General features: G+C 75.4%; 22 protein-coding genes and 1 pseudogene. 13 read left to right on the forward strand and 10 right to left on the reverse strand.

Translation table 11 applies throughout. The features are described 5' to 3' along the window. Positions 1–161: 161 nt before the first annotated feature. Positions 162–1,757, reverse strand: a complete 1,596-nt coding sequence (locus O4U47_RS05285) for an AMP-binding protein (protein WP_270676402.1) — start codon at positions 1,755–1,757, stop codon at positions 162–164. 128 nt (positions 1,758–1,885) lie between these two features. Here O4U47_RS05285 and O4U47_RS05290 point away from each other — a divergent pair, with 128 nt between their 5' ends. Both O4U47_RS05290 and O4U47_RS05295 read left to right on the forward strand, forming a co-directional pair. Beyond that, positions 1,886–2,920 (forward strand): acyltransferase domain-containing protein, encoded by a 1,035-nt coding sequence (locus O4U47_RS05290; RefSeq protein WP_270676403.1) that lies wholly within the window; start codon positions 1,886–1,888, stop codon positions 2,918–2,920. A gap of 164 nt (positions 2,921–3,084) precedes the next feature. Beyond that, positions 3,085–3,435, forward strand: coding sequence for an Imm32 family immunity protein (locus tag O4U47_RS05295; RefSeq protein WP_270676404.1), 351 nt, complete (start codon positions 3,085–3,087; stop codon positions 3,433–3,435). A gap of 6 nt (positions 3,436–3,441) precedes the next feature. Here O4U47_RS05295 and O4U47_RS31365 read toward each other — a convergent pair. The 3 genes and pseudogenes from O4U47_RS31365 to O4U47_RS05305 form a co-directional block, all read right to left on the reverse strand. Next, positions 3,442–3,537 (reverse strand): annotated as a pseudogene (locus O4U47_RS31365) (IS982 family transposase); the annotation flags it as partial. Positions 3,538–3,773: 236 nt separating this feature from the next. Further along, the gene (locus O4U47_RS05300; protein WP_270676405.1) at positions 3,774–4,604 is read right to left on the reverse strand and encodes an arginase family protein; all 831 of its coding nucleotides are present in this window, start codon (positions 4,602–4,604) and stop codon (positions 3,774–3,776) included. 95 nt (positions 4,605–4,699) lie between these two features. Then, complete coding sequence (locus tag O4U47_RS05305) at positions 4,700–5,887, reverse strand: heparan-alpha-glucosaminide N-acetyltransferase domain-containing protein (RefSeq protein WP_270676406.1); 1,188 nt, start codon at positions 5,885–5,887, stop codon at positions 4,700–4,702. 336 nt (positions 5,888–6,223) lie between these two features. Here O4U47_RS05305 and O4U47_RS05310 point away from each other — a divergent pair, with 336 nt between their 5' ends. After that, the gene (locus O4U47_RS05310) at positions 6,224–6,553 is read left to right on the forward strand and encodes a hypothetical protein (RefSeq protein WP_270676407.1); all 330 of its coding nucleotides are present in this window, start codon (positions 6,224–6,226) and stop codon (positions 6,551–6,553) included. A gap of 228 nt (positions 6,554–6,781) precedes the next feature. Beyond that, positions 6,782–7,537 carry a class I SAM-dependent methyltransferase gene (locus O4U47_RS05315; RefSeq protein WP_270676408.1) on the forward strand — a complete coding sequence of 252 codons (756 nt, stop codon included), beginning with the start codon at positions 6,782–6,784 and terminating at the stop codon, positions 7,535–7,537. 84 nt (positions 7,538–7,621) lie between these two features. On the opposite strand, the gene O4U47_RS05320 is transcribed toward O4U47_RS05315, so the two are convergent. Continuing rightward, entirely contained in the window at positions 7,622–7,861 is a 240-nt protein-coding gene (locus O4U47_RS05320; RefSeq protein ID WP_270676409.1) for a hypothetical protein, read from the reverse strand. Between the two features lie 1,021 nt (positions 7,862–8,882). On the opposite strand from O4U47_RS05320, the gene O4U47_RS05325 reads away from it, so the two are divergent. The 8 genes from O4U47_RS05325 to O4U47_RS05360 all read left to right on the forward strand — a co-directional run bounded on the left by O4U47_RS05325 (position 8,883) and on the right by O4U47_RS05360 (position 16,375). Continuing rightward, complete coding sequence (locus O4U47_RS05325; RefSeq protein WP_270676410.1) at positions 8,883–10,289, forward strand: DUF418 domain-containing protein; 1,407 nt, start codon at positions 8,883–8,885, stop codon at positions 10,287–10,289. A 370-nt stretch (positions 10,290–10,659) separates the two neighbouring features. After that, positions 10,660–11,667, forward strand: a complete 1,008-nt coding sequence (locus O4U47_RS05330; RefSeq protein WP_270676422.1) for a tyrosine-type recombinase/integrase — start codon at positions 10,660–10,662, stop codon at positions 11,665–11,667. Positions 11,668–11,684: 17 nt separating this feature from the next. Next, the gene (locus O4U47_RS05335) at positions 11,685–12,476 is read left to right on the forward strand and encodes an exodeoxyribonuclease III (protein ID WP_270676423.1); all 792 of its coding nucleotides are present in this window, start codon (positions 11,685–11,687) and stop codon (positions 12,474–12,476) included. A gap of 47 nt (positions 12,477–12,523) precedes the next feature. Then, positions 12,524–13,300, forward strand: a complete 777-nt coding sequence (locus O4U47_RS05340) for an alpha/beta fold hydrolase (protein WP_270676411.1) — start codon at positions 12,524–12,526, stop codon at positions 13,298–13,300. A 173-nt stretch (positions 13,301–13,473) separates the two neighbouring features. After that, entirely contained in the window at positions 13,474–13,770 is a 297-nt protein-coding gene (locus O4U47_RS05345) for a ribbon-helix-helix domain-containing protein (protein ID WP_270676412.1), read from the forward strand. Next, the gene (locus O4U47_RS05350; RefSeq protein ID WP_270676413.1) at positions 13,767–14,168 is read left to right on the forward strand and encodes a hypothetical protein; all 402 of its coding nucleotides are present in this window, start codon (positions 13,767–13,769) and stop codon (positions 14,166–14,168) included. The genes O4U47_RS05345 and O4U47_RS05350 overlap by 4 nt, the downstream gene beginning before the upstream one ends. A 284-nt stretch (positions 14,169–14,452) precedes the next feature. Next, positions 14,453–14,710, forward strand: coding sequence for a hypothetical protein (locus O4U47_RS05355; RefSeq protein WP_270676414.1), 258 nt, complete (start codon positions 14,453–14,455; stop codon positions 14,708–14,710). Positions 14,711–14,932: 222 nt separating this feature from the next. Beyond that, positions 14,933–16,375, forward strand: coding sequence for an amino acid permease (locus tag O4U47_RS05360; RefSeq protein WP_270676424.1), 1,443 nt, complete (start codon positions 14,933–14,935; stop codon positions 16,373–16,375). Positions 16,376–16,761: 386 nt separating this feature from the next. Here O4U47_RS05360 and O4U47_RS05365 read toward each other — a convergent pair whose 3' ends face one another. Further along, positions 16,762–17,196: an ankyrin repeat domain-containing protein gene (locus tag O4U47_RS05365; protein ID WP_270676415.1), complete on the reverse strand. Its 435-nt coding sequence runs from the start codon at positions 17,194–17,196 to the stop codon at positions 16,762–16,764. A gap of 779 nt (positions 17,197–17,975) precedes the next feature. On the opposite strand from O4U47_RS05365, the gene O4U47_RS05370 reads away from it, so the two are divergent. Further along, on the forward strand, positions 17,976–18,491 hold the full coding sequence (locus O4U47_RS05370) for a hypothetical protein (protein ID WP_270676416.1): 516 nt from the start codon (positions 17,976–17,978) through the stop codon (positions 18,489–18,491). 653 nt (positions 18,492–19,144) lie between these two features. On the opposite strand, the gene O4U47_RS05375 is transcribed toward O4U47_RS05370, so the two are convergent. From O4U47_RS05375 to O4U47_RS05390, 4 genes are all read right to left on the reverse strand, one after another. Continuing rightward, positions 19,145–20,905 carry a hypothetical protein gene (locus O4U47_RS05375; protein WP_270676417.1) on the reverse strand — a complete coding sequence of 587 codons (1,761 nt, stop codon included), beginning with the start codon at positions 20,903–20,905 and terminating at the stop codon, positions 19,145–19,147. A 34-nt stretch (positions 20,906–20,939) separates the two neighbouring features. Further along, the gene (locus tag O4U47_RS05380) at positions 20,940–22,286 is read right to left on the reverse strand and encodes a site-specific integrase (protein WP_270676418.1); all 1,347 of its coding nucleotides are present in this window, start codon (positions 22,284–22,286) and stop codon (positions 20,940–20,942) included. Positions 22,287–22,347: 61 nt separating this feature from the next. Further along, positions 22,348–22,824, reverse strand: a complete 477-nt coding sequence (locus O4U47_RS05385; protein ID WP_270676419.1) for a hypothetical protein — start codon at positions 22,822–22,824, stop codon at positions 22,348–22,350. 66 nt (positions 22,825–22,890) lie between these two features. Beyond that, entirely contained in the window at positions 22,891–23,220 is a 330-nt protein-coding gene (locus O4U47_RS05390) for a hypothetical protein (RefSeq protein ID WP_270676425.1), read from the reverse strand. Positions 23,221–23,245: the final 25 nt, after the last annotated feature.

The following is a 23,245-nucleotide window of genomic DNA, read 5'->3' on the forward strand; positions in this document are numbered from 1 at the left end:
GTGGGCGCATGGTCACCCGCGCTCGTGGCGGCCGCCGCCCCGGTGCGCCCTTCTCGGCGATGATCTCGACAGGAGTGCTGTCATTCCGGCGGTTTTGACAGCACCATTGTCGAGATCATCGCCGAGGGGCGCGGACGACCACACACCCGCCCCGGCCACCCCTACCCCCGGCTGCGCGGCCCCAGGCGCGAGCGGCGGATCTTGCCCGAAGGGGACTTGGGCAGCTCCTCCACGAAGTCGATCGTGCGCGGGTAGGCGTGCTCGGCGAACCGCCCCCGCACCAGCTCCCGCAGCTTCTCGGCCAGCTCCGGGCCCGCCTGGGCCCCGTCGGCCAGCACCACGGTGGCCGCCACCGTCTGGCCGCCCGTCCCGTCCGGGGCGCCGTAGACCGCCGCCTCCACCACGTCCGGGTGCTCCAGCAGCGCCGTCTCCACATCCCCTGGAACGATCCGGTACCCCGAGGCCAGGATGGCCTCCTCGTCGCGCGAGGAGAAGAAGAAGCACCCCTCCCGGTCGCGCACCGCCGTGTCCGCGGTGACGAACCAGCGCCCGTCCGGCGTCAGGCGCGCCTTGGGGTCGCCTGCGTACCCGCCGAACCAGTACGCCGCGCTCTCCCGGGCGTCCACGGCCACCCGACCCAGAACCCCCGGTGCGGCCTCCACGTCGTCGAAGGGGTCGAGCACCGCCACCGACCACCCCGGAAGGCTCGTGCCCTGGGACCCCGGCGGCACCTCCACGGCCGCGTCCGGGTGCTGGTGCTGGCCCACGCACACCCCCAGCTCGGCCTGCCCGTAGTGGTCGCGCACCGGCGCGCCGAACACGTCTCCGGCCCAGTCCACCACCCCCTCGGGCAGCGGTTCGCCCGCGCTCGACAGTCGGCGCACCGCCACCTCCGGCGGCAGTGTCTTGACGGTCGAGCGCAGCGTCCGGTACAGGGTCGGGGCCGCCACCAGGTTGGTGACCCGCTGTTCGGCCAGCACGTCCAGCACCAGCTCCGGGTCGGCGCCGGCGCGCAGCTGCAGCCCGGCGTGCCCGGCCAGCAGGGGGGCCACCAACCCGAAGTACAGCCCGTAGTGCCAGCTGGGGTCGTGGGTGTTCCAGTACACGTCGTCCTCGGCGACGTCCAGGCCGTACCGGAAATGGGAGTGGAAGGCGGCCAGGGCCCGCACCGGCACCTCGAACCCGCGGGGCACGCCGCCGGGGCCGGGGGAGTACAGGTGCAGGAACGGCGCCGATCCCCCCACGGCCTCGGCCCGGGGCACGGGCCCGGCGCCCGCGGCGAGCCCGTCCAGGGTCAGGTCCCCGGCCAGGCCGCCGGGGCCGGCCACGGCCACCCGCCAGGGGCCCGCGTCCTGCAGCTTGTGGCGGACGCGCTCCTCGCACACCACCAGGCGGGCGCGCGCTCCGGCCAGGCGGGTGCCGATCGCCGCGGGTGCCAGCGCGGTGAGCAGCGGGACGTGCACGGCGCCCAGCCGCCATGCGGCCATGGCGGTGGCCGCCAGGTCGAAGCCGCGGTCCAGCAGGGTGGCCACCCGGTCGCCGCGGCCGATGCCCAGACGCGCCATGCCCGCGGCCAGGCGGCCCGACCGCCGGGCCAGGTCGGCGAAGGTGTGCACCGCGGGCTCCAGGTCCTCGCCGATCTCGGTGACGGCGACGGCCGAGCCCGGGTGCCGGTCGCAGAGCAGGTGGGCCACCGATGCGGTCGGGGCGTCGTACGTGGCCAGCCAGTCGTGTACCTGCTGCGCCGGGGTGGGCATCGGTGGGCGTCCTCGATTTCTACGGGATTGGGATGTTGGTGGCGTTCGGTATAAGAGTATGCCTTGGTGTGTGATGGTGCCCTCATCCACGGGGGCCCACGCCCGAGCCCGGGGAGGGGACAGGCCCGATGCACGACCACCCGACGCCCGACACCGGCGCCCTGTGCGAACGCCACGGCCTGGACGCCGGCACCGCCCGGTGGTTGGAGGCCGCGGCCCGTCTGCCGCACCCCTCGGGCAAGGGCGCCGCCGACCCCCTGACCGCCGACCCCGGGCCGCTGCTGGAGCCCTTCGCCCTCGACGCCGACGACCGCGCCGAGGTGCTCGCCGCCTGGCCGGACGCCGCCTGGCCGCCCGGGCTGCTGTACCTGGTCGAGCGCATGGCGGCGCGCGCGGCCGCCGATGCGGGCACGGCCCCTGAGTGGCGGGACTGGCCGGCGCTGCAGGGCGCCGGGGACGTGCGGGCCCGGTGCGCGCCCATCGTCGCCTTCGCGGTGTCGCTGCCCTGGTACCTGCGGCGGCAGCGGTCCCTGGGGGTGCCCGACGAGGTCACCTTCGCCACCCTGCGCGACGTGGGGCGCCAGGTGGCGGCCAACCGCCGCATGTTCGGCGGCGTCGGCCTGGAGGCCGCCGGGTGGGTGGGCGTGCAGTTCCGGTCGGGCCTGTACGAGCTGGGGCGGCTCCAGTACGAGCCCAACCGGCTGGCCAACCAGGCCTCGGTGCGCTGGTTCGACGATGACCACGCCCGCGCGCTGGGGCGCGCGGACCTGTACCCGGGGCGGCCGTGCCTGCGCATCCACATCCCGACGGGGCCGCCTTTGGAGGCCGAGGCGGTGCGGGGCTCGCTCAAGCGCGCCCGCCCCTTCTTCCGGGGTGTTCTGGGGGAGGACTACCCGGTGGCCACGTGCTCGTCGTGGCTGCTGGACCCGCAGCTGCTGCAGGAGCTGGGCGGCGGCAACATCGCCCGGTTCCAGGAGCTGTTCACGCTGGTGGAGGCGCCTGCCCCCGGTGATGCGGACGTGTTCCGCTTCGTGCACAACCGCCCTGACACCGACCCCGGGCGCGCCTGCCGCGCCACCCGGCTGCACCGCGTCACCGCCGACCATGTGGCGGCCGGGGGGCACTGGCATGTGCGCACGGGGTGGCTGGACCTGCCCGAGTGACACCGGAGCCTGTCGGGCGGTGGGGCGCTAGCAGGACCACGAGCCGCAAGACGCGTAGATCCGAAGTGCCCGATGGGTTCGCCAGCTGGCAGGCATCATGGGAGTCCAACCTTGAGGGAGAACTGCCAGTGATACTCAACTGTTGTGACACCGTGTGCGTCGAAGTGGGCATCACGGCGTCGGCGGAAGAGCTGAACCGTCTGGCAGATGCGGTGGCCAAGGGTGAAGGGCTGCTCAGCTCCACGGCGCCGGCCGCTGACGCCCTCGCGGGGGTCGAGGTCAAGAAGACGCCCGGCCCCGGGGTCCTCATCCACCTTGATTCCGAGCGGCACATCCTTGTGATCAGCGGTGACGCCGCAGGAAGGGCGGTGCTCGCGGACAATGTACGCGACATGGCCTCAGCCGAGGGCGGAGGCCACCTCCACATCGACTACCACCCCGGGCACTTCTACCTCGCGGAAGGGTCTGTGCCGTTGGTGGTCAATAGTCCGCACGGAGGCATGCCGACCCGGTGAAGTGTCCGCGTAGCGCAGCCAGCGAGCCTCAGAGCGGAAGGCGCTGAGCAGCGGCGGCCTGCCGAGGCATCGGGTTTCTCCGACCTCGTCGTCGATCTTCACCTACAGCGCGGTCAATCGGATCCACTCGTCCAGGGGCCGCGCTGCACAGCCTTCCTGCGCTGCGCGTACTGCACGCCCGCGATACAGGACCACACCATCAGGGCCGCCGCCCCCACCCCATAGCCCGCGGCCCGGACCACTGCACCGGCGCATAGGCGGCGACCAGGACACCGCAGGAGACGACCGCGGCCGCCCCGATGTGCGCCGGGCGCCGGGGCGGGCCCGGCGCGTCCCGCTCACACCGCCGGATCGCACAGCCCCAGAGCCGACAACAGCACGTTCAACCGCTTGGGATCGTGCTCGATCACCGGGACGTACTCGCACACCCCGATCCCCACCACCGTGTGGTGCCGCGCCAGCGCCGACAGCACCCGGGCCACCGCCTCCACCGGCGGCCCGCCCTGCTCCGGGCACGCCACCGCCGGGACCTCCGCCGGGTCGCACACGTCCACGTCCAGGTGCACGTACGCCGGGCTCCCGGCCGTGCGCCGGGACGCCACACCCTCCGGGTCGGCCACCACCGCCTCGGTACCGGCCACCGCCAGCCCCCGCTCCCGCACCACCTGCGCCTCGGCCGGGTCGAAGGAGCGCGTCCCCACCAGCGTCACGTCCCGCGCCGCCAGCGCCGCACCGCCGCCCGTCAGCCGCTCGTGGCCCTCGCCCAGCAGCGCCCGCAGCACCATCCCGTGCGCCCGCCCCGACGGCGAGGACTCCGGGGTGTTCAGATCCGGGTGGGCGTCCACCCAGTAGCACGACATCCCGGGGTACCGGGCCGCCAAGTGCTGCACCGCCGCCAGGTCCGAGGCGCAGTCGCCCCCCAGCGTCAGGATCCGCGCCGGGTCCCGCCGCACCAGCCGGTCCCGGATCCGGCGCTGTGTCTCGGCCACCGTCTCCAGGTTCAGCACACCGCCGGCCACCTGACGGGGGCCGTCGGTCACCGAGATGTGCAGCCGACTGCCGCCCGAGGGCACCTGGCGCGCCAGCGCCGCCGACCCCGGCGCCACCCGCACGTCATCGCCGCCCTGCCACAGCGGCACCACCAGATCGACATCGCGCTGCCAGACCATGGACCCACCCTAGGGGCGGGGGACCGCGCCCGCACCGGATCCGCCGCGATCGGCACGCGACCGGCAATGGCCAACCCCGGCCGTCAACCCGCGCCCTACCCTGGGCCGCGCCGGGCGCCCAGGCCCTGGGCCGGCGCGCCGCCGCTCCGGGCGGCCGCGGCCACCGCCCGCTCCAGCGGCCCCTTGCCGAACCGGCGCCGCCACGCCCAGGCCCCGGCCACCGCCGCGACGGCGAACGCCTCGGCCAGCAGCGGCGCCTGGCCCCACCCGGCCGCGCGCACCCCCCAGATGCCCAGGACGTGCGCCACGTACACCGTCAGCGACATCGCGCCCACGGCGGCCATGGGTGCCAGCGCGCGCGGGGCCCGGTCGGCCGCCTCCAGGCACAGCGCCACGACGGCCATGCCCACCCCTGCCGACCCGGCGATCTCGAAGGTGGTCCCGCTGTGCGGGACGCTCGTCAGCAGCCAGGCGGGGCCCTCCAGCGGGACCGCGCCGTGGAAGTAGGAGTGCGCCCCCACCCGCGCCGCCACGCCGGGGGAGGCCAGCGCCCACAGCGCCGCCTGGGCCCCGCCGTACCCGGCGGCCGCCAGCGCCGCGCCCCAGGCGGCCATGCGCGCCCGCACCCGCCCGTCGGCCAGGTCCAGGCGGCCCAGCGCCACCCCGGCGAGCACGTAGGGCAGGAACGACACCGCGGGGAACATGCCCGTCAGCAGGAAGGGGGCCGCGCCGGTGGAGAACAGCGCCGTGTGGGCCCACCCGTCGCCGGAGAGCCCTTCCAGGCCCGAGCGGGCCAGGTAGGACACCTGCGGCCCGGCCAGCGCCCACACCGCGGCCACGGTGAACAGGCGGCGCGGGGCCATGCCGAGGAAGGGCAGCGCCAGCAGCAGGAAACCGCCGTAGTGGGCGATGATGATCGCCACCGGGGTGTCCAGCCGGATCAGCGCCAGCCCGATGGCGGCCAGGCACCCGGCGCGCACGGCGATGCGGCGCCGGGCCGCCGCCAGCGGGGCGCCCGAGGGGATCTGCGCGCGGCCGCTCATCATCGCCAGCGCGACCCCGGCCAGCAGCGCGAACAGGGCGGAGGAGCGGCCGTGGGAGGCGACGCGTACGGCCTCTTGGAGGGGTTCGGGGGTGAAGGGGGCGCCCAGGTGGACGGTGAACATCGCCAGGACTGCCAGAGCGCGCGCCAGGTCGAGCCCGTGGAGCCTGCGGGGTGCGGCGCTGCGGGCGGATGCGGGAGCGGCCGAGGCAGGGGCGGGGGAGGTGACGGCGGTGGTCAAGCGCGGGCCTTCCTGGCCGTGCGGGGCAGGCCGGGGCGTTCGAGCGGGGAGCGGGGCGGGGCCCGTGGAGCGCGGGACAGGGCGGCACGGACGGCACGGAAACGGCAAAGGGCGCGTCATGCCGCCGTCAAGGGTAGGCGGCCCCGCAGGGGAGGGGAAGGCGCTGACCGGGCCGGGCCGCCGGGGGAGAGGCGTCGGGACACGGCGCACCACCGCGGTTCCGCGACCGGCGCGGCCCCAACGGGGCAGGGCAGGAGTGAGGGGAATCACCCTGCCGATGACCTGCGGATTCGCCGCCGTGCGGGCAGGGCGCCGCCGCGCTGCGAGGATGCCGTCATGCCTGGATACATGATCACCACGGCGGACGGCTCCGACTGGCCGGTCGTGCACCGGGGGGACTTCGAAGCCGTCCTCCATCCCCGTTCGCTGGAGTGCGCGGCAGTCGAACCAGACGAGGACGAGGATGGAGGCGGGGCGCAGGGCGACCACGTGTTCCGCGCGAGCGGCGCCCTGGTCACGGCGTCCTGGGAGCTCGCCGGTGTCTGGTCCGTGCACATCGAGGGCGCTGCGGAGCCTGGGACGGCCGAGTCGATCGTGTCGGAGATGGCCCGGCAGCTCGGGGAGGCGACAGGGCAGGCCGCCCGCCACCACCGGATCGTTGACTGAGCCGACGGGCGCGGCGCTCCACACACGCCAGGGGAGGGGAGTGCCCTGGCCGCGTCCCCTGGCGCGGTGCGGTGTCTCAGCGGCCTCAGGCTGATTGCGTCCGTCGCCCGGGCGAACGACGCCGGGGCCATGATCCGCGGGAGGCCGACAGTGTCATGGCGGGCTCGGGGGCGGCCGAAGCCGACCGAGCGCGGCGGCCAGGGGGCGCGTCAACACTAGGCTCGGGCGATGGAACGCCGAACCGAGACCCCCGAGACCTCCGCCCGGGTCAACGACTACGACGGTTTCGCCGAGGCCTACGCGGCCGAGAACGAGAACAACCTGATGAACGCGCGCTACGAGCGGCCCGCGGTGCTCGCCCTTGCCGGGGATGTCGCCGGACGCCGGATCCTGGACGCCGGCTGCGGCGCGGGCCCTCTGGCCGCCGCCCTTCGCGACCGCGGCGCCCACGTCACCGGCATCGACGCCAGCGCCGGGATGCTGGCCCTGGCCCGGCGGCGCCTCGGCACCGGCACGGATCTGCGCCTGGCCGACCTGAGCGACCCGCTGCCGTTCGACGACGGCTCCTTCGACGACGTCGTCGCCTCACTGGTGCTGCACTACCTGCGGGACTGGGGGCCGACACTGGCCGAGATGCGGCGCGTGCTCAGGCCCGGCGGCCGACTGATCACCTCGGTGCACCACCCGCTCGTGGACTACCTGCTGCAGGAGCCCCGGCCCGACTACTTCGCGACGAGCAGCTACGACGACGAGTTCACGGTGGGCGGGCGGAAGGTCCCGATGAGGTTCTGGCGCAGGCCGCTGCACGCGATGACCGACGCCTTCACCGCCGCGGGGTTCGGCATCACCGCGATCAGCGAGCAACGGCCCGACCCGACAGACCATGAGCTGTTGCCCGCGGGGGTCGGCGACGTGGTGGCCCGGATCGGCTTCCTCTTCTTCGTCCTACAGGCGCCGACGGCGCCCACCGGGGCGGGCGGGTAGGTGCGTGCTCGGCCGCTGAGGGCGGTCAGGCGCTCGTGGTCTCGAGGGCGTCGGCGCGCCGGTCGAGGTCGGCGGCCTCGCGCATCAGTGCGGGGTCGTCGGGGCGCTGGGGAGGGCGAGACGGTAGGCCAGGTTCCGGATGCGCACCGGCAGGTGCCCGTCGGCGATGTTCGGGCACGGCTCGCGCACCGGGGACAGGAGGGCGTCGGCGAAGGCCATCCGCTCGACGAGGTAGTGCTCGCGGTGTTCCAGCGTGCAGGGGGGTGTGGGGCGGTACTCGTCGCCGTACAGGCAGTGGGCGTGCTCGGTGAGCGTGCTGTTCATCGTCCGTACGCGGGTGCGGGCCGTGGGTGCCTGTCTGTCCGATGTTCACACCGGGGACGGGCCGTAGCGCTGGGACGCGTCCGAGTGATGTCGCGGTCGTGGGCGGGGTGCGGGGACGAGGTGACCGTGGCCGCGTGTGGGGGCGGGGCGGAGAGGGGCGCGTGCGCTCGTGTGACGAGTGGGCGCCGTCGGCGCGGGGAGGGGGCTCCAGAACTCTACTTGACATAATGCTGATTATCGGCGCTTCGGGGGCCGGGCCGGAAGAGGGGTTTCCCGGGCGGCCGGCGGCCTGTGCGCGGGTGTGCTGTCGGCTGTGGCCGCCGTCCCGCTTCGGCCTCTGGCCGTCCGTCGACGGGCGGGCCGGCGCCAGGGCGCTTGCAGCGGGCCAGGTCGGCCCGTCCAGCGGACGCGCCCCTGAGACTGCGGGCGCTCGGGCGCTCGGCGGAGGACGCGGCCGGATGGCCGCGTCCCGGGTGGACCGTCCGGGCCGGTCGGCGGCCCTCGGCGTCGAGGCGCCTTCGCCGAGATCGCCGCAGAGTGGGCGCGACGCCTTCGGGGTGATGTCTGTGCAGGTCACGGCGGTTCTGTGCTCCCGGCTCACCTGCCGGTTCCCGCCTGTTCGGCCTCCCCGGGGCTCCGTCCCGGTCGCACGCCCCCGCCCTGCGGGCTGCCGCCTCGGCCGAACTCCCCTCCGAGGGTGCCGACGGGCGCCGTGTGCGCGGGTAAACAGGGCTCCAAGGGCCGGGATCGCCGCCGGTGCCCCGGTTCCGTCCCGTCGGGGAGTGATCCGTGTTTCATGCATAAAGTGCGTTATGCACGAAACTGGGGCAATCTTGACTTAGTGCCTAAAGGGCTCAAATCCGGCACGTCGGCCGTCCGGCCGGGCCCACCGCCAGCGGTAGGACGCGCCGCCCCGCCTCCGCGTTGTCCCCGCGGCGCCGCTGCGGTGCCTCCCGGCCACAAGCGGTCACAACCCGCCCATCCCCCTGCATTCCGCTCCCCGGCGCGCGATGCTCGAAGGGTGTCGAACAGCATCAGCCCCTCCCCTCGCGACGGCGCGGCCGAGACCGCCGCCGACCCGATCGACAGCGCCCGCGGCGCCTCCGCCGCCGGGACCGCCCCGTCCGCGCCCGCCGCCCCGTCCGGGCGGGCGGACGCGCAGCCCTCCCCCGCCGCCGAGCGCTCCGGCGGCCCGGGCCCCGGCGAGCGCTCCGAGGGCGCGGGGGCCGCGAAGAAGGCCGCCGACCGCCTGGTGGGCATCGACGTGGCCCGCGGCCTGGCCGTGCTGGGCATGTTCGTGGTGCACGTGGGGGTGGGCTGGACGCTGGCCGACGGCAGCAACGCCCTGTACGGGCTGGTGTCGGGCCGCTCGGCCGCACTGTTCGCCCTGCTGGCCGGGGTGTCGATCGCGCTGCTGTCGGGTGGGCCCACCCCCAGGGCCGGCCACGACATGGGGGTGGCGCTGTGGCGGGTGGTCATCCGCGGGCTCATCATGCTGCCGGTGGGCACCCTGCTGACGATGACCGGCACCCCGGTGTCGGTGATCCTGGCCTACTACGCGGTGTTCTTCGTGCTGGCGGCGCCGCTGATGAGCGAGCGGTGGAAGATCGTGGCCGGCACGGCGGCGGTGCTGGGCGTGCTGGGCCCGGTCGTCTCGTTCTACGTGCGGGGGCTGATGGCCGAGGGCGGACCGCTGCGGGGGCCGGTGGCGGCGGTGAACTCCTATGACCCGCTGGTGGCGCTGGCCGACGACGGGGTGGTGAACTTCCTGCTGACCGGCGCCTACCCGGCCATCACCTGGATGCCGTTCGTGTTCGCCGGGATGGCGATCGGGCGGCTGCGGCTGCGCCGCCGGGCCGTGCAGTGGTCGCTGGTGGGCGTTGGCGCGGGGCTTGCGGCGGTGGCCTACACGGCGTCCTGGGCGGCGCTGGCGCTGGGCGGGCGCGCGCGGCTGGAGGCGTCGTTCGACGCGGAGGCCGTGGCGGGCCACGGCGGGGCCTCCAGCGTGGCCGAGGCGCTGCGGGTGGGGTTCCCGGGGACGGTGCCGGTGAACGACTGGGCGTGGCTGCTGGTGTCGGCGGGGCACAGCGGGACGCCGTTCGAGGTGTTCGGTGCCGGGGGGATCGCGATCGCGGTGCTGGGGCTGTGCCTGATCGTGGCCCCCTACCTGCGGTGGGCGGTGTACCCGCTGGCGGCGGTGGGGGCGCTGGCGCTGACCACGTACGTGGGGCATGTGCTGGTGATCCGGCTGGCCGAGTCGGGGCTGGTGGACGGGACGCCGCTGGGGTTCGTCTCGGACCGGCTGGACCTGACGGTGCTGGTGGGGGCGCTGGTGTTCGCGACGGTGTGGCGGCTGCTGGTGCGGCGCGGTCCGCTGGAGGGGCCGCTGCACGTGGTGTCGATGTGGGCGGCCAAGCGTATTCCGTGAGGTGCGCGGCCGGGCCGGTGGTCGTGGGCGGCGGGGCGGGGCGCGTGGCGTCCCGCCCCTCGTGCGTCGTGGGCGGGTGCGCCCCGCTCCCCTGCCCCGGCCTGCGGGGTGCGGTGGAGCGGTTGTGCGGGGGCGGTCGAACAGCGGTGGGCGGGTTGTTCGAAAACGCCCGGGGCCGATGTGGTGGCAGGGGGCGGGATCGGGGAGGGTTGGGGGCATGAGCACTGCGGAGTTCGATGGAGGTTCCGTGCGGTCGGCCGCCCCGGGCCCCGGTCCGGATCCGGTCCCCTCCCCCGGCGGCGGGGCGCGGGAGGGGGCCCCGGAGGGGCGCCGGGCCCTGGACGCGGTGGAGGACTACCTGGTGGCGCGGATGGCGGCCAAGCCGTCGCCGCACACGGTGGCGGCCTACCGGCGCGACCTGCGCGGGGTCGTGGCGTGCGCGGCGCGGCCGCTGGGCCGGGAGCCGGGCCGGGTGGGGCTGGCCGAGCTGGACGCGCAGGTGATGCGCCGGGCGTTCGCGGACTTCGCGGCCGAGCGGGCGCCGTCCAGTGTGCTGCGGGCCTGGTCGACGTGGAACGGGTTCTTCGGGTTCTGGGTGGCCGAGGGGGCTCTGGCGGGCAATCCGATGCAGGCGGTGGGGCGTCCGCGGCTGCGGCAGGGCGAGCCCAAGCCGTTGATGGGCGAGGACACGCCGGAGCGGCTGCTGGAGGCGTTGGCGGCGGGGTGCCGGCGGGCGCGGGACCCCTGGCCCGAGCGGGATCTGGCGGTGATGGCGCTGGCGCTGCTGACGGGGCTGCGGTCGGCGGAGATGCTGGGGCTGCGGGTGGACTCGGTGAGCGGTCGGCCGGGTGAGCGGCGGGTGCGGGTGGTCGGCAAGGGGGGCCGGACGCGGTCGCTGCCGATCGAGCCGCCGTTGGAGGCGCTGGTGGAGGCGTATCTGCGGTCGCGGGAGGCGCGGTTCGGGGTGCGGGTGCGGGGCGGGGACCCGCTGCTGGTGGACAACCGGGGCGAGGGGCTGCGGCGGGGCGGTCTGCAGTACCTGGTGCGGCAGTGCTACAAGCACGCGGGGGTGCACGACCGGGTGGCGCGGGGGACGCTGGTGCACGCGCTGCGGCACACCTTCGCCACGCGGCTGGCCGAGGACGGGGCGTCGGTCACCGAGATCATGCGGCTGCTGGGGCATACGTCGTTGACGTCGTCGCAGTCCTACATCGATGTGACGGCGTCGGCGCAGCGGGAGGCGGCGCGGTCGAACCGGACCTATGGGGTGCTGCGCCGGCTGTCGGAGGGGTCCGGGGAGGACGGGGGCGGTGGCGGGGCGGTGCCGGGCCCGGAGGCCGGGGCGGGTGTCGGCGGCGGCGGGGCGGGGGCGCACTAGGGTGTGGGCCTGTGCCTATGGAGATCTCGACGGTGAACGTGAACGGGTTGCGGGCGGCGGCGCGCAAGGGGTTCGTGGAGTGGTTGGCGTCCACGGGGGCCGATGCGGTGTGCCTGCAGGAGGTGCGGGCGGTGCCCGAGCAGCTGCCGCGGGAGGTGGCCGCGCCGCCGGGGTGGCATGCGGTGGTGGTCCCGGGCGCTGTGAAGGGGCGTGCGGGGGTGGCGGTGTATTCGCGTGCGGACCCGGACGGGGTGCGGGTGGGGTTCGGCGCCGAGGAGTTCGCGGGGTCGGGCCGGTATGTGGAGGTGGACCTGGGGGCGGTGACGGTGGCGAGCCTGTACCTGCCCTCGGGTGAGGTGGGCACGGCGCGGCAGGAGGAGAAGGAGCGGTTCATGGGGGCGTTCCTGCCCTATCTGGTGCGGCGGCGGGCCGAGGTGGAGGCGGCCGGTCGGGACCTGGTGGTGTGCGGGGACTGGAACATCGCGCACCGGGAGGGGGATCTGAAGAACTGGCGGGGCAACCGGCGCAGTTCGGGGTTCCTTCCCGAGGAGCGGGCGTGGTTGTCGCGGGTGTTCGACGAGGCGGGGTATGTGGATGTGGTGAGGGCTTTGCATCCGGATCAGGCGGGTCCGTATTCGTGGTGGTCCTACCGGGGCCGGGCCTTCGACAACGATGCGGGGTGGCGGATCGACTACCAGGTGGCCACTCCGGGGCTGGCGGCGCGGGCGGTGTCGGCGCGTGTGGAGCGGGCGGCCTCGCATGATGGGCGCTGGTCGGACCATGCGCCGGTGACGGTGGCGTATTCGTGATGGTGCTGGTGTCGGTTCGGGCCGTGTGAAGGGGTGGGTTGTCGGTCATGGGTGTTCCGGTCGTGCTGGTGCACGGGTTGCGGGTGTCGGGGAGCATGTGGCGTGCGCAGGTGGAGTTCCTGCGGGAGCAGGGGCGCGAGGTGGTGGCGCCGGATCTGCCGGGGCACGGTGAGCGGCGGGGTGAGGACTTCTCGCTGGGGCGTGCGGTGGACGCGGTGCTGGACGCGGTCGACGGGGTCGGCGGGCGTTGCCTGCTGGTGGGGTTGAGCCTGGGCGGGTTCGTGTCGATCGCGGCGGCGGCGGCGAGTCCGGGGCGGGTGGCCGGGCTGGTGGCGGCGAGCTGTACGGCGCGTCCGGCGCAGTCGTTGGCGCAGGTGTACCGGATTCCGGCGGCGTTGTTGGAGGTGCTGCCGGACAAGGGGTTGTCGGTGAACGAGCGGTTCCACCGGTTGACGCTGCCCGATGAGGGGGCCGATGCGGTGTTGGACGGCGGTCTGGCGATGGAGGCGGCGCGGTCGGTGATCGATGAGATCGCGGACATGGACGTGCTGGGGGCGCTGGGGGCGTATCCGGGGCCGGTGTGGTTGGTGAACGGTGCGCGGGACCATTTCCGGATCCATGAGAAGCGGTTCATGGACGCGTGTGCGGAGGGGCGGCTGGTGAACGTGCCGCGGGCGGGGCACATGGTGAGTCTGGACCAGCCGGTGAACTTCTCGCGGCTGGTGGCCGATGCGGCCGATGTGGTGGATGTGCGGGAGGCGCGCCGTGCGGTGGAGGGCGGTGGGGAGCAGGCGCGTGTGCTGGAGGGGCCTGCGCCGGGGTGAGGTGCGCGGGGTGTTCGCGTGGTGAGGGGCGGCTTTCGGGCCGCCTCTTTTTTGGTGCCTTGGCGGTGGTGTCGGTGGTTTTCCTGTGGCGGAGGGGGCGGGGCTGTAGTTTCACGTCGTCCGTCCTGCTGGATTCCCCCTGTGCTGGGCGGACCCGTGAGTATGATGAAAGTATGAGCGAGGTGAAGAAGCGCGTGACGGTGACGTTGGACCCCGAGCTGCTGGCGTGGGCCGAGCGGCTCGTGGAGTCGGGAGAGGCGCGGTCGGTGTCGGCCGTGGTCAACGATGCGATGGCCGACAAGGTGCGCAGGCAGGCGAACGCGGGCATCCTCATCGAGGAGGACATGCAGGAGGCGCGTCGGCGCGACCCCGAGGAGTTCGAGCGCGCCATGGAGTGGGCGCTGGAGGTCACCGGCGGTCCCCTGCCCGAGCGCGAGGGCGAGGGCGCGGACGGCGAGGCGGCGGCGTGATCGGAGGCAAGATCCTGACGGCCTCGGCGCTGTCGTCGTGGTTCGACGGCTCGGTGTACATGGCGGCGCTCGTGGGCGTGGCCAAGCGCAAGGTGATCCCCCTGCACGTGCCCACGCTGGCGCTGGTCCAGGCGCTGGACGCGCTGTCGGAGCGGCGCTTGGAGGCGGTCGCGGCGCGTCTGGACGCGCCGGTGTTCACCTTCGGCGAGGTGGGGCGCGGCGTGGCCGAGGGGGTCGCGCGCCTGACCGCCCGTTGGGAGCGTGAGCGGTTGTCCACCGCCGATGCCCATGTGATCTGGGCGAGTGCCGGCTACGAGGGGTGGCCGGTGGTGGTGTCCCATGGGGCCGAGGCGTGGAAGACGCGGCTGCCCGGTACCCCGATCGAGGTGGTGCCCTAGCGGGCGGCGCCCGGCGACCAGGGGCCGGGGGGCGAGGTGGGGCCGGAGAGGGCGCTCTCCGGCCCCGTCCTTTCGCGCGAGGGGCCGCTGCGGGGGTGCCCGGCCGGGGACGCTCGGGCGTCACGGGGGTGAACCCTGAGGTCCCGGGCGTGGAAAAGTCGCCGGGATTGGCCGAAACGGCCCCGGAGAGGGGCCCAGGGTCGCTACTTTCGGTTCTGGCGGGGGCACGGTGCGTCCGCGCTCCGCCGGGACGCTGTCGGTGACGACGGGGCGGTGATGAGGCCTTGAGCGCACGCGAGGATCTTCTGTCGGCTTTGGACCAGGGGTGGTTGAGCGACGCCCACGCCTACCTGGCGCTCAAGCCGCTGTGGCGGGACGGGCGCATCACGCGGCCGGGCGGCAGGTCGCGCCAGCACATCCTGCTGGCCAAGGAGACGCTGCGCACGGCGGCGCGCAGCGGGCTGCTGACCGAGGAGGAGGCCGAGCACGCGCTGCGGCCGCTGCGGCCGGACGGCGAGGGGGCCGAGGGCGCGGCGGGGTGAGGGCGGGCCCACCGCGGGGCGGCTCCCGGGGATGACCTTGCTCACTTCCGGGGGCGGGCGCGGCCGCTTCGGGGCCCCGGTGCGGTGCCCGGGCGGCTGCACGGCGTAGCCTCGTGGGCTGTGACCTCGCACGATGAATCCCCCGACCGGGGGGCGACGACGACCTCTTCCGCTGACGGCAAGGGCAGGCCGGGCCTGGCGCACACGCTGCGCCGCCGCCACATGGCGATGATCGCCATCGGCGGTTCGGTGGGCGCGGGCCTGTTCATCGGCTCGGGCGCGGTGATCCACGCCGCCGGGCCGGCGGCCGTGGTCTCCTATGCCATCGCCGGTGCGCTGGTGCTGCTGACGCTGCGCGCGCTGGGCGAGATGGTGGTGGCGCGGCCGGCCTCGGGCTCCTTCTCCGACTACGCGCGCCTGGCCCTGGGGCCGCGCGCCGGGTTCGCCATCGGGTGGCTGTACTGGTGGATGTACTCGGTGCTGGTGGCGGCCGAGGCGGTGGCCGGCGCGGCGATGCTCTCGGGGTGGATCCCCTTGCAGGGGTGGCTGCTGTCGCTGCTGCTGCTGGTGGTGATGACCGGGGCCAACCTGATCTCGGTGCGGGTGTTCGGCGAGACCGAGTCGCTGTTCTCCCTGGTGAAGGTGGCCACGATCGTCGGGTTCCTGGTGCTGGGCGGGCTGTACGCGCTGGGGCTGTGGCCCGGCGGCGCGGGGATGACGCTGTCCAACCTGTGGGCGCACGGCGGTTTCGCGCCCAACGGGTGGGCGGCGGTGCTGGCCGCCGTGGTGGTGGTGCTGTTCTCCTTCGGGGGCGTGGAGATCGTGACGATCGCCGCCGGGGAGAGCGACGAGCCCGAGCAGGGGGTGGCGCGGGCCACGACGAACGTGCTGTGGCGGATCGCGCTGTTCTACATCGCCTCGATCCTGGTGGTGGTGGCGGTGGTGCCCTGGGACACCGCCGAGCTGCTCAAGAGCCCCTTCGTGTCGGTGATGGAGACGGTGGGGGTGCCCGCGGCGCCGCTGGTGATGGAGGTGGTGGTCTTCATCGCGGTGCTGAGCGTGCTGAACGCCGCGCTGTACACCTCCTCGCGGATGCTGCACGTTCTGACCCGGCAGGGGGACGCCCCGCGGGCGCTGGCGTCGGTGACGCGGCGCGGGGTCCCGGCGCGGGCGATCCTGCTGGGCACGTGCGTGGGGTACGCCTCGGTGGTGGGCAACTACCTGTGGGGCGATGCGGTGTTCGGGTTCCTGGTGGCCTCGATCGGCGCGATCCTGCTGGTGCTGTTCCTGGTGATCGTGGCCTCCCAGCTGGTGATGGGGGCGCGGCTGCGGCGTGAGGAGCCCGAGCGGCTGCGTTTCCGCATGTGGGGGTTCCCGTACCTGTCGTGGGCGGTGCTGGTGGCGCTGGTGGCGGTGCTGGGGGCGATGGCGGTGCTGCCGGACCAGCGCACTCCCCTGGTGGCGACGCTGGTGTCGGTGGCGGTGGTGCTGGTGGCCTACGAGGCGCGCCGGAGGTGGGGGGCGGCTCCGGTGAGTTCGGAGCCGCTGTACACCCGGGCCGACGGGCGCGGCGCGGCCTCCGGTGGCGGCGGCGCGCCCGGTGACGGGGTCGGTGACGGTGGCCGGGGCGGCGAGGAGGCGCCGGGCGGCCGGTCGGCCGAGTAGAGGAGCCTGCCGGCCACCTGGCCGGGTTCGCGGGGGCGGCGCCGGGCGCCGCCCCCGTTCGTCGTTTCGGGAGGGAGGGTGGGCCGTCGGGGCCCCTCTCCCCCGCCGGGAGCCGCGTCCGGCGGGGGCGGTCTCCGCACCTCCCCTTCGCCGTTCGCCCGCGGCGCGGCGTCGGCGTGGGCGGGTGCGGTTGAGCCGGGGCGGGCACCGGGGGCTGGACAGCGCGTTCTCCGGGATCCGGATGGTGCGGGTGCGCCATGACGAGCGCGTGCGCGCGTTCGTGCGCCGGGTGTTCGGGGCGGTGCGCGCCGACAGGGCCGCGCGCCGGCCGGTGAGCGGCGAGCGCTGGCGTGGTCGCGGGCCGAAAACGATCGGAGGAACTCGCCCTAGTCCTGGGCGCCCTTGCCGAACAGGTCCAGGAACTCCTGCTTGTCGAACATGCGCGCCGCCTCGACGGCCGAGGGGGTGCCCGCGGCGGGGTCGGCGCCGTGGCGGACCAGGATCCGCACGACCTGGTCCTCGCCCTTGAAGACCGCTCCGGCCAGGGGCGACTGGCCGCGGTCGTTGAGGCTGTCAGGGTCGGCGCCCCTCTCGCACAGGGCCTGCACCGCCTCAGGGTGGCCGTGGTAGGCGGCCAGCATCACCAGGGTGTCGCCCTTGTCGTTGGTCAGGTCCACCGGTACGCCCGCGTCCAGGTAGGCGCACAGGGCTCCGCTGTCGCCGGTGCGCGCGAAGTTGAACACGCGGGTGGCCAGTTCGATCACGTCAGGGTCCTCGGCGGGGTCCGGGCCGGTCCGCTGCTGGTCGTCGCTCACGCCCACCAGCCTAAAGGCGCCGGGGGCGGGTGCCTGGTGGGCGCGGCCGGGAGCGGGTCGGCCGTGTCGGGTGGTGCAGGGCGGTGCCGCCCGGAGGCGGGTGTTGCGGTGGGGCGCTTCGGCGGTCTTCTCGTTCGGCGACCGCGATGCGCATCCGGGCGCGGGCGCCGGCCGCGTGCGGCGTGCGGGGTCCCCCGGCGTGTCCGGGCCGTGGTCGGCCGGCGGCATTCCCGTCGGCCGCGACGACGCGCACTCGGTCGTGTGCGGCGTGCGGAGATCGGTCAGGGGCGGCGTCGTCGGGTCACTCCCGGTGGGGCGGGAGTTATGGCACGGCCCAGGCGCCGCCGAGACGGCGCCTGGGCGCGCGCGGGGTGGTCGGGCCGGTCCCGGGGGCACCGGCGTCCGGGTCGGGACCTTCGGCGGCCGAAGTGGGGACTTGTGGCCCCGGTCCGGCCGCCGTGCGTGGGCCGGGTGGCGGGCGCGGCGCGGACCGGCCGCCCTCCCCTGTTGTGAGCTGGGATTCTTTCGTGCGCGGGCGGGTGGTGCGGTGGTCGCGGGGTGCGGAGGGCGTGCGTTCGCTCCAGGGGGCCGGACCCCCGGCGGCGGCTACTGTGCGTGTTTTTCCCGGGGGTGGGGCCGTGGGCGTCAGCGGCGGCCCAGCGGGCGATCGGGGGTGGGCGCGGGGGCGCGGAGGCCGGGTGCGCCGATCACTCCGGGTGTCCGAGATGCCCAGGTGGCGGCAATTGTCGCTATGGTGCAGGCTCGACTTCGAGAGGAGCTGTTCGGTGCGACACGTCGTCGGATTCTTCGTCGGTCTCCTCCTCGCCCCCGTGGTCGTGCTCGGCGTCGGGTGGGCCCAGCCCCGCCTGGCCGCGCTCAACGGGGCCGGGGGGACCTTCGCCGACACCGCGGGCGCGGTCACCGTCGCCGGTCTGGGGGGCGTGGCCCTGGTCGTCGCGGTGACGCTGGTCGGGCCCCGGCTGACGCCCATGCTGCCCGGGATCGCCGGGCTGACCCTGATGGCCGCCAGCGCCGTGGCGGTCCTGCGGCCGGGGCTGGCCGACCGGGTCCCCGCGTGGGTGCCGGGCCAGGAGGGGGCGGTGCAGCTGCTGGGGCTGGGGGTGTTCCTGCCGCTGGCGGTGCTGATGGTGGCGCCCATGCTGGTGCCCTCGCGCTGGGTGCGCGAGGAGCCGGGCGGCGTGAGCCCGGACGAGTACTTCGACGGGCTCTACGACGAGGACTACGAGGACGACGGGGACGACGGGGACTCGCCCCGCTCCCGGCGCCGCCACGCGGCCTGAGAAGGACGGGCGGCGGCGGTGCGGTGCCGCGCCCCGGAGCCGGCGCAGGCCGGGCCGACGGGCGGGTGAGGCCCGTCCCTGTCCGTCCGGGACGCCTGCCCGGGCGACGGGAGCCGTGCGGGATCGCGTGGGGCACCGGCCGGCCCGCACCGCTCCCCCGGACCGTGTGGGCCGGGACGGTTCGGCGGAGCGGTCTGCCCGCGCCGTTGTGGGGAGCGGGCGCCGCGCTCCGGCGCCGCCCCTGGCCCCTGCCGCCGTCCGTGGGTGCTCCGGGGGGCATCGCGTGCCCCACGCCGCGTTCTCGCCGCTCGGCGGCGCGGGCGCGCCGCCCCCCACCTCCGGGAGACGCAGCGGCCGTGCGAGGGAGGCGCCTGGACGCCGTTCGCGACGGCCCTGGTCCGGGCGACACGGCCCGGGTGCGGGGGTCGGGCACGATGCCTCCGGGGCGCCTGCGGCGCCCCGGTACGCCTGGACCTGCTCCAAGACCGCCCGGCGGCCCGTGTGCCCAGAGACCGGGACCCCGCCCCGGCGGCCGACGCCCGACGGCAAGGCACAGCGCCTCCACCGGCCTGCGAGGTGTGGGGACGGGCGTGGGCCCGCCCCCACACCTCACAGGCCGGACACCGCGCCGTGGATCCCCGTCGGCCGGAACCTCACCGCCAGGTGGGGCCCCAGCCGGACCTCTTGGAGACCCCCGGCGGCAGCGGCGGCAGGATGCGTTTGCCGGGCGGCCCCTGGTCGGGCTCCTCCTCGGCCTGGGAGGCGCGCTCCTGGTCGTAGGCGCGCAGCATCTCCTCGGTCAGCACAGGGATCTGCTCGGTCGCCGCGGCCTGGGGCTCGGGAGCGGACTCAGGATCGGGTTCGGACTCGGGGGCCGGTGCGTCCGGCTCCTCCGGCGGCTCCCCGCCCTCGTCCTCGCGGGCATCGGCGTGGCCGGACAGGGAGGGCACCGGCACCGGGTCGGGGGCGCGGTCCCACTCGGGGGCCGCCGGATCCTCCCGCGGGCCATGGCCGTAGCCGGGCCAGGGGCCCAGCCCCGACTCGATGGGGCCGCTCCCCGGCAGCGTGACCTCGGCGGAGGGCCAGGGGCCGGAGTCGGCATCGGAGCGGGCGCCGCCGTCGGCAGGGGCGTCGGCGGCGGGGGCCGGGGGCGTTTCCACGGGCGGATCGGCACTGCCCTGGCCGGCCGCGGCCGGTCCGGCGGTGTCGGCGGCGGGTTCGGCGGCGGCCGTGAGCCCGGCGGCGGGTTCGGGGGCGCGGTCCCACCCGGGGGCCGCGGCGCCCTCCCCGCCCGCGGAGGGGGCGGGCGGCGGGGGTGCCGCCGCGGCCGCCGGGCGCTCGAAGGCCGAGAAGGTGCCCGAGGCGGTGTCGGCGGGCGCGGACGCGCGGGCCCACCACTGCTCGGCCTCCTCGGTGCCGAGCTCGGTGTCGACCTCCAGCCAGCCGTTCACCTGGGGGTGGCGCCTGCGGGCGCTCCACGAGCGCGGGAAGGGCTGGGCGTCCAGTACCAGCACGTGCTCGCCGTCGTGGGTGGGGATGTCGGCGGGCACGCCCTCGTTCCACACCCACGAGCCGTCCAGCGCCACCAGGTTCCACCAGCCCTTGACCGGGCCGGCCGCCGGGTCGGGCTCGGCGTCGCGGAAGGCGGCGGTCCAGCGCTCGTCGGGGCGGTGCCCGGGCAGGCCCTGGCCCTGCTCGCCCACCAGGGCGTCGGCGAGCAGGGTGTGCAGCTGGAAGTTGTCGCCGATGCCCTCGAAGAACACGCGGAAGGCGCGGCCGGTGGCCCGGTCCAGGACCAGTGCGGAGGTGGCGCCGGTCATGCGCAGCAGGGCGCGCATCTCGGTGAACTCCTCCAAGGCGGCGGAGAGCTGGTTGGAGATGGCGATCAGCTCGGCGCCCAGGGCGGTGTCGGCGCGCACGGCGGCGCGTACGCGGTGGTCGGCGAGCATGGTGGCCGCGGCCAGGGCGTGGCGGCGGATGGTCCACCAGCAGATGGTGGCGGTGGCGGCGGTCTCGCCCAGGTCCTCGGCGACGGTCTGTTCGGCCTGGGCGGTGACCTCGTCGGGGTCGGGGACGTCTCCGGCGCCTGCGGCGTTCCAGGCGTGCAGGAAGACGGCGGCGCCCTGGCCCATGGTGCGCAGCAGGCGCACGACGGTGGTGCCGGTCTCCCCGGGTATGGCGCCCGACTCCACCAGCGCTCCGGCCACCACGCACAGGTCGGCGGTGATCCCGGGTCCGGTGTGGCCGCCGGACAGCAGGGTGCCCAGGGCCTCCAGCGCCAGTTCCCGCTCTTCGGCGGGGACGTGGTGGGCCAGGTTGTAGACGCGGTGCACCGCTTCGGGGAAGCGTTCGGTGTCCGAGGCGACGGAAGCGTCGATCAGCTCCTGGAATGCCGCGCGAAACTCATCGATCACCCGCAAATGGTCGCACATATCGGACACGGTCGGATCACAGCCCGAGGCGGGTCACGGCGTTGTCTTCCAGCGGATTCGCGGTGCGGATGTAGGTGTGGACGGTGCGGGGGTTGGTCCAGCGGCCCTGGCGCATGATCTCGCGGTCGGCGGCGCCGGACAGGGCGGCCTGGGTGGCGAATCCGGCGCGCAGGGAGTGGCCGCCGAAGGCGTCGGGGTCGAGTCCGGCGCGGTGGGCGTAGCGCTTGACGAGTTCGGCGACGGCGCGTCCGGAGACGGGGCGGTCGCCGATGCGGCCGTGCCGGTCGACGGGCGGGAAGAGGGGGCGGGCGGTGCCGTCGGCCAAGTCGGTGCCGGTCCAGGTGTGGCAGCGGTGGGGGGTGCGGGGGTCGTGTTCGCGTTCGGCGGATTCGGCCAGGGCGGTGCGCAGGGCGCGGGTTCCGCCGTCGCGCAGGGCGGTGCGCAGGTCGGCCCAGTCGGCGAAGGCGCACACCGGGCAGGTGGGGCGGTGGCGGCCGCGGGGCAGGGCGACCTGGTGGTCGTGGCGGGCCTCCTGGTCGGTCTTGGTGGCGTGCAGGCGAAGCACGAGCAGGGGGTCGCCGGTGCGGGGGTCGGTGCCCACGGCGGTGTCGTCGAAGGTGAGGGCGGCCAGTTCGCTGCGGCGCAGGGCGCCGGCGAATCCGGTGAGCAGCAGGAGGGTGTCGCGGGCGCGGGCGGCGCCGGTGGGGTGGCCGGGTTCGGGGCGGTGGTCGAGCAGGGTGGTCAGGGTGTGCAGGAGGACGGGGCGTTTGCGGCGGGGGGCGGTGCGGCGCCGTCGGCGGATGCCGCGCAGGGTGAGGCGTACGACGTCGGCGCGGGTGGGCGAGGGCAGGCCGTGGGCGCCGTGGACGGCGGCGATGGCGGCGGCCTTGCGCTCCAGGGTGGAGGGGGACAGGGCCCAGCGGTCGGGGTCGTCGGCGCGGACGGTGTCGGCGGCGGCGGCGAGGTAGACGGCGACGTCGACGGGGTCGGCGGGCAGGCTGGTGCGGTGTTCGGCCAGGCACCAGGCGGTGAAGGCGACCCAGTCGGTGCGGTAGGCGCGCAGGGTGTTGGGCGATTGGGCGGAGGTGAGGTAGCGGGCCAGGGCGCCGGCCTGGTCGGCGTCGAAGCGGCGGCGGACCTGGTCCAGGGCGCGTTCGTCGACCAGGACGCTGTGGTCGACGTGGCGGAGGCGGGCGCGGACCTCGGCGGGGACGGGGAGCGCGTCGGCGGCGTCGGGGTGTTCGGTGTGTTCGTCCTCGGGGCGGCCGGTGCCGTCGTCGGGGCCGGCCGGGCCGGTGGGGCCGGGGCCGCCGCCGGGGGCGGGGTCCGTGTGCCGGTGGTGGTCTGGTGTCGTTGCGCCCACGGTGGTCCATGATGGCGTATTCGGGGCGGCGGGCGGTACGGGCGCGCCGCGGGGGCGGGGGTCAGGCGGACAGGCCGCCGCGCAGGGCGTCGATGATCTGGGCGGGGCCGGCGAGGGTGAACACGGCGATGGCCGAGGCGGCGGTGGCCAGGGTGAACAGGCCCGCGGCGATCTTGCGGCGCAGCAGGGCGGCGGTGGCGGCGCCGGCGGCGGGGACGGCCAGGGCGCAGGTGACCATGCCGACCAGGTACCAGGCGGTGGCGCGCAGGGAGGGTTCGGCGGACCGCTGGGGGTCCATCATGGCCAGGCCTTCGGCCAGGATGAGCAGGAAGAACAGGGCGGTGCCGCCGAGCCAGGCCAGGGTGAGCAGGGTCCACAGGGCGATGGGCCAGCGGGGCTTGGGCTCGTCGAGGCGGACCGGGGTGCGGCGGCGCGAGGGGGCCTCGGCCGTGCGGGTGCCGCCCGCCGGGGCGGGGCCGGGCGCGGCGGGGGCGGCGGCCGTATTGCGTTTGTTCTTGTGCTTCTTCTTGGGCGACACGTCCCCTCCCCCGGGTGCCGGTGGTCGTGTGCGGGTCGGCGCCCAGCCTAGGCGGTGGCCGGGCGCTCAGGCGCCGGGTGCCAGGTGGACGGCGGCGATGAAGACGGGCGGCCAGGCCAGCAGGGCCAGGCACCACAGGGCGGCGCGGCGGTCGCCGGCCACGGTGGTGATGGCGGCGGCCAGCAGGGGCAGTCCGGCCGAGGCGGCGAAGCCCAGGGTGTACCACTCCGAGGCCGAGTCGGTGTCGGCCGATACGCCGTTGACGTAGCCGAATGGGCCCAGAACCAGGGCGGCCACGGCCAGGACGGCGGCGACGATGCGGATTCCGGCGGGGTGGCGGGTGTTGGTGCCGGCGGTCAGGCGGCGGGGGCGGTCGCCGTTGTCTGTGGGACGCACGGTGTCGCGGGTGCCTTTCAGGCGG

This window comes from Nocardiopsis suaedae, from assembly GCF_027706745.1.
In the GTDB taxonomy this organism is placed as follows: Bacteria; Actinomycetota; Actinomycetes; order Streptosporangiales; family Streptosporangiaceae; genus Nocardiopsis_A; species Nocardiopsis_A suaedae.

What these genes read in the sequence shown, in the direction of transcription:
- O4U47_RS05285 (WP_270676402.1), bottom strand. Translation starts at nt 1,757, where the DNA reads ATGCCCACCCCGGCGCAGCAGGTACACGACTGGCTGGCCACGTACGAC.
- O4U47_RS05290 (WP_270676403.1), top strand. Translation starts at nt 1,886, where the DNA reads ATGCACGACCACCCGACGCCCGACACCGGCGCCCTGTGCGAACGCCAC.
- O4U47_RS05300 (WP_270676405.1), bottom strand. Translation starts at nt 4,604, where the DNA reads ATGGTCTGGCAGCGCGATGTCGATCTGGTGGTGCCGCTGTGGCAGGGC.
- O4U47_RS05310 (WP_270676407.1), top strand. Translation starts at nt 6,224, where the DNA reads ATGCCTGGATACATGATCACCACGGCGGACGGCTCCGACTGGCCGGTC.
- O4U47_RS05315 (WP_270676408.1), top strand. Translation starts at nt 6,782, where the DNA reads ATGGAACGCCGAACCGAGACCCCCGAGACCTCCGCCCGGGTCAACGAC.
- O4U47_RS05320 (WP_270676409.1), bottom strand. Translation starts at nt 7,861, where the DNA reads ATGAACAGCACGCTCACCGAGCACGCCCACTGCCTGTACGGCGACGAG.
- O4U47_RS05330 (WP_270676422.1), top strand. Translation starts at nt 10,660, where the DNA reads ATGGCGGCCAAGCCGTCGCCGCACACGGTGGCGGCCTACCGGCGCGAC.
- O4U47_RS05335 (WP_270676423.1), top strand. Translation starts at nt 11,685, where the DNA reads ATGGAGATCTCGACGGTGAACGTGAACGGGTTGCGGGCGGCGGCGCGC.
- O4U47_RS05340 (WP_270676411.1), top strand. Translation starts at nt 12,524, where the DNA reads ATGGGTGTTCCGGTCGTGCTGGTGCACGGGTTGCGGGTGTCGGGGAGC.
- O4U47_RS05345 (WP_270676412.1), top strand. Translation starts at nt 13,474, where the DNA reads ATGAGCGAGGTGAAGAAGCGCGTGACGGTGACGTTGGACCCCGAGCTG.
- O4U47_RS05360 (WP_270676424.1), top strand. Translation starts at nt 14,933, where the DNA reads ATGGCGATGATCGCCATCGGCGGTTCGGTGGGCGCGGGCCTGTTCATC.